We start from the raw sequence: 5000 nt of genomic DNA on the forward strand, positions 1-5000 counted from the left end.
GAGCGTTCCGGGGTTGGCCATTCTTTATGGCGGTATCGTCAAGAAGAAATGGGCGCTCAATTCCGCGATGATGGTCTTTTACGCCTTTGCTGCCGTTCTGATTACGTGGATGCTCTGTGGGTTTAGCATCGCTTTCGGCAGTCCTGTGCACCTGGGCCCCGGAATACTTTCGGGACTATTTGGTTGGCCCCGCCCCGTCATGTCCGCCATCGACAGCATCGGCCAAGCCAACATCCCACTATTGAATGGCATCATGCCTGCCTTTGCCTTTCCACAGTCCGCATTGATTTACTTTCAATTCGTATTCGCTGCCATTACCCCAATTCTGCTTGCTGGCGGCGTTCTTGGACGAATGAACTTCAAAGCATGGATTATTTTTGTACCAATATGGTCCGCGCTCGTTTATTCAGTGGGCGCCTTCATGCTCTGGGGTGGTGGCTGGTTAGCGCAACTCGGAGCCGTTGATTACTCCGGAGGTTACGTCATCCACGTCGCTGCGGGTATTTCAGGATTCGTAGCGGCGGCGGTGATTGGACCGCGACTTTTTGCAGACCGGGTGGATTTCCCTCCGAACAACCTCATTATGGCCATGGCGGGAGCCGGTCTTTTGTGGCTTGGCTGGAATGGATTTAACGGCGGCGATCCTTACTTCGCCAATCAGGACATGGCCGCTGCCGTGATCAATACCAATCTCGCCACGGCGGCGGCATTGCTGACCTGGCTGTTCATGGACATGGCGTTTCTCGGCAGAGCGTCTATGGTGGGGGCCATCAATGGCATGATTTGCGGATTGGTCGCTATCACACCGGCCGCGGGTTTCCTGAATGGTTGGGGTGCACTGATTCTTGGCGTAACCGCCGGTATGGTTCCCTGGATTACCATGAACAAGATAGGACCAAAAACATGGCTGAGTAAGGTTGACGATACGCTTGGCGTATTACACACCCACGCCGTTGCCGGTGCCGTAGGTGGATTGATGGTGGGTCTTCTCGGCGATCCACGCATGGTCCTGTACTACGGAGCGGGCAAAACATCGGACATATCCGTAGATGGGTTACTCTATGGCGGTGGATTCTCGCAACTCTGGCATCAATTGATTGCTCTCGTGGTAATCGTGGGATATAACCTCGTTATGACGTTCGTCATTCTGAAACTGATAGGGGTGTTCATCCCTCTGCGCATGAGTGACGCGGATTTAGAGGTCGGTGACTACGCCATACATAAAGAGGATCCCATTCCGGGAGTCATGGGTGCGCCCATCGAGAATCTGGTGCCGAATAAACCCGCATGGGATGGTCCCGATACGGTCGGGCCAGCGACTCACTACCCGCCGGTTGGTACGGATTAGTTGATGGCTTAACCCTGCTGTTGCAGAACCGCAGAGGACTTAAGATGATTCCCGATTCTGTTCTGAACCGATTACAACATCTGGTGCGCGTCTACGAATTCAGTACATTTTTCGAGGAAACGGCTAGGCTAGCCGCAGACCTGATGGAGGCCGATGGCGCCGCCTTCATCGTCCACGAAGATCATAACCTGCGTTACCTGTTTTTTCATGGCCTACCCACGAGCTATTCAGAACTGTCGAAGCACGTTTTTCCAGACGACCGCGGAAACAGCGGTGCCGTACTACGGACGGACCGCGCCATTTATGTGCCGGATTATCCACACAGCGCCCACGCCATGCCGGAGTATGTAGCTACTGGGTTACAGGCAAGCCTCGCCCTCCCCGTCCACGGCCCCCAGGGTGCCAGTGGCATCCTGGCTGTTGCCTGGTTCCGCCCGGCGCCCGCAGAGCTCGCTGAAAGCACTTTGCACCTGGCACAATTATTGGCCGATATGCTAGGCGCCGCGTGGTACCGGATGGGTATTGAGCTGCACCTGGAACAGATTGCCACTCAGGATACCCTCACCGGTGTACCCAATCGCTACCAACTCGAAGAGCGCCTGAACATCGCCTGTGCCCGCGCGCTGCGTGATCAACGCATCCTCGCCATTGTTTTATTGGATATTGATGGCTTCAAGGAAGTGAATGACAGCTTAGGGCACAGAGCGGGGGATCGTCTGCTGCGGGAAATTGTGACTCGCCTGCATGATGTGCTGCGTGCCAGTGATACCATCGTCCGCCTGGCCGGTGACGAGTTCATACTGCTGCTGGAAAAACTGCACAGCCCGCGCGATCTGGAAGATGTACTCCAGCGCATTCTGCTGGCGCTCAACATTCGCATCGGGGTAGATAATCAGCAGGTTGGTATAACCGCCAGCGCTGGCGTCACCACTTATCCGCATGATAACGTCGATCCCGTTGAGCTTATCCACCATGCGGACCAGGCGGTCTATCGCGCCAAGGCGTCGGGTGGGAATTGCTGGAGCTATTACGATCATGCAGATGATGACCGTCGGCGCTCCGCCCAACACCTGCGCGGCGAACTGGAACGCGCGCTGTCAAAACAGGAGTTTGTCCTCTACTGGCAGCCTATCATCGACATGCAGAGCGGTCTTTGCGTTGCTGCAGAAGCATTGATCCGCTGGCAGCACCCTGAGCGCGGTCTGCTCCTGCCCGACAGTTTTCTGGACGTCGCGGAGAACTCTACGGTCATGCAGCGCATCGGGGCGTGGGTTATCCATAACGCTTGCCAACACGGCGAGGCCTGGGCCAAGCAGGGCATACTCCTAGACATCCAGATCAACCTCGCTGCTCGCCAGGTAGAAAATCATCGTTTCTGCGACGACTTACGCCGTGCACTGGCGAGCTGCCCCGCTCTGCCCACAGAGCGCATCTGCCTGGAACTGGTTGAACGCATCGCCCTGCGCGATATTGCCAAAACCACCAGACTGATCAGTGACTGCCAGAGCCTTGGTGTGCGCTTCGCCCTCGATGACTTTGGAACCGGGCCCGCCGCACTGCAATACCTGCTTGAACTCGGCTGCAACCAAATCAAAATCGACCACAGCTTCGTCATCCCCATGACCGGGAGTCAACGTCACCAACGGATGATTCAGGCCATGATCCAGATGGCCCATGCACTTGGCGTAACCGTCACCGCCGAAGGCATCGAGAACATGGAGAGCGCCGAACTCCTGCGCCAGATGCGGGCGGACCGAGGGCAGGGATATGGCATCGCCATGCCTATGCCGGCATCAGATTTTGCCACATACTGGCTACAACACACCGCTGCGGAACAGCCTGCAACATGACGAAGATTCTCGTTCTGCAACACCATCCGGAAGAAGGGCTGGGTAGCCTGCAACATATTATTGCGGCACAGGGGCACCAAACGGAAGTGCATCGCCTTGATCTGGGCGTGCCGGTTCCCGATCGTCTGCTTGGCTATGGCGCCTTAATCATCATGGGCGGACCCATGAGCGTCCACGATACGGGCCGGTACCCGTGGCTACTCTCCGAGCAACAAATTATCCGCCGGGCAGTTGGCGAAGAACTCCCCGTTCTGGGACACTGCCTCGGCGGGCAACTGATTGCCCGTGCGCTGGGCGGCCAGGTAACCCCTAACCCGGATGGCCCGGAAATCGGCTGGTGGCCGGTCACCAAAACCCTGGAAGCAATGAGCAGCGACTGGTTAGCAGGGCTTCCCGACTCGTTTACACTCTTTCACTGGCATGGCGAAACTTTTTCCCTGCCATCCGGTGCGGTACCGCTGCTCTCCAGCGACTTTTGTACCCAGCAGGCCTTCGCTATTGGTAAACACTGTCTGGCACTTCAGGGCCATCCGGAAGTCACCCCCGCCATGGTGCAGGCCTGGACGAAAAGCATGGCGGATGACCTGCAGCAAACCGGTGCAGGCGTACAACGCAGCAGGACTATTCACGACCATCTGGAGCACCGATGTGAAGAGTTGCTGGGCAGCGCCACGGCAATCTACCGCCCGTGGCTGGAGCAGTTGCGCTGACAGCACAGTGTCGCCCAATCTTGATGATCATCTCCGCGGTCAGCAAACGGTGCGACGCCATGACCTCCGTCAGATCACCGACAGCGGTCGGGTGGTCGTCGCCCCCGCAAGTCACTATGCCACATTCAAGGCCGTGCGATGGCCTGCCCAACATACTGTCCCATCCAGTGTTCTATCTCTTCCACCTCACGGAGGTGTCCATAAAGGCCTATGCGTGCCGAGAATTTAGTGACTGCGGCGCCTTTGGTCCGCAGGGTGATAAGAATGGCGTTACCTTCTGAATCATACCCATGCACTTCGACAGTATCGGGGCTGACCTGCTTGGACCCGGTAAACTGCATCCCCGCCTGAGGTAAGGCTTTCTCAGCCGCGGCAGCAACCACGCCGAGCGATGCTGGGTAATAAGTATAATACGGCACCGGGTTAACTTGCGGGGCCCAACTGGCTGCACATCCACTCAGCCCAAGAGCCAGCACCGCAGAGGCCGCCGCGAGGCGTGATGATAAGGTCATAGCACATTCTCCATAGCAAACCACGAGATCGGTCCGGGGAGTGGACCATCGCTCCATACTATACCGCAAAAAATGGCGGCGGGGATTCATCCTGCAAAGCCCAAAGATGGTGAAAGATAGGAGACACGCTGCCCGGAACTGCCATTGCGATCAGTCAAGTACTGTACCTACTTGACTACACTAGCATCCTTGTGGAGCTTGGCACCATAATAAGCACCTTAATACTATATACGAGGAGATAATGACCATGAAGACAGCACGCTGGTTAATGATTGCAACATTACCCCTTGCATTGGTGGGCTGCGCGAATAATCCCTATGCCAGCAATAGCACCACGGCGAATACGGCGGGGGGTTCCCTGCTCGGTGCTGTAGCCGGCGCAGTCATCGGCAACCAGACGGGTTCCCCGCTGGCGGGCGCCGCCATCGGCGCAGGGTTAGGCGGGCTTGCCGGTTATGGCATCTCTAAAAGCCAACAACAGGCACCGGCACCACAACAGCCCGGTTACTATGCAGCTCCGCAGGGCAGTGTACCGTGCCCCGCCGGCTATGTGTGCAGACCGACGGCACCGCAATATCAG

Annotated in this window: 5 protein-coding genes; 4 read left to right on the forward strand and 1 reads right to left on the reverse strand. The window is 57.0% G+C overall.

The genetic code is table 11. The annotated features are described in order from the left end of the window. The 3 genes from HF921_RS10830 to HF921_RS10840 form a co-directional block, all read left to right on the forward strand. On the forward strand, positions 1-1348 hold a 1348-nt coding region (locus HF921_RS10830; protein ID WP_215893799.1), incomplete at its 5' end, for an ammonium transporter. A 44-nt stretch (positions 1349-1392) separates the two neighbouring features. Continuing rightward, complete coding sequence (locus HF921_RS10835; RefSeq protein WP_064219116.1) at positions 1393-3198, forward strand: putative bifunctional diguanylate cyclase/phosphodiesterase; 1806 nt, start codon at positions 1393-1395, stop codon at positions 3196-3198. After that, entirely contained in the window at positions 3195-3908 is a 714-nt protein-coding gene (locus tag HF921_RS10840) for a type 1 glutamine amidotransferase (RefSeq protein ID WP_215891912.1), read from the forward strand. The genes HF921_RS10835 and HF921_RS10840 overlap by 4 nt, the downstream gene beginning before the upstream one ends. 125 nt (positions 3909-4033) lie before the next feature. On the opposite strand, the gene HF921_RS10845 is transcribed toward HF921_RS10840, so the two are convergent. Continuing rightward, positions 4034-4420, reverse strand: a complete 387-nt coding sequence (locus HF921_RS10845) for a hypothetical protein (RefSeq protein ID WP_064219118.1) — start codon at positions 4418-4420, stop codon at positions 4034-4036. Between the two features lie 247 nt (positions 4421-4667). Between HF921_RS10845 and HF921_RS10850 the strand changes: the two genes are divergently transcribed. Further along, a partial coding sequence (locus tag HF921_RS10850) for a glycine zipper domain-containing protein (RefSeq protein WP_215893800.1) occupies positions 4668-5000 on the forward strand: 333 nt, incomplete at its 3' end.

It is taken from the genome of Acidithiobacillus ferriphilus, from assembly GCF_018854775.1.
GTDB classification, from domain to species: domain Bacteria; phylum Pseudomonadota; class Gammaproteobacteria; order Acidithiobacillales; family Acidithiobacillaceae; genus Acidithiobacillus; species Acidithiobacillus ferriphilus.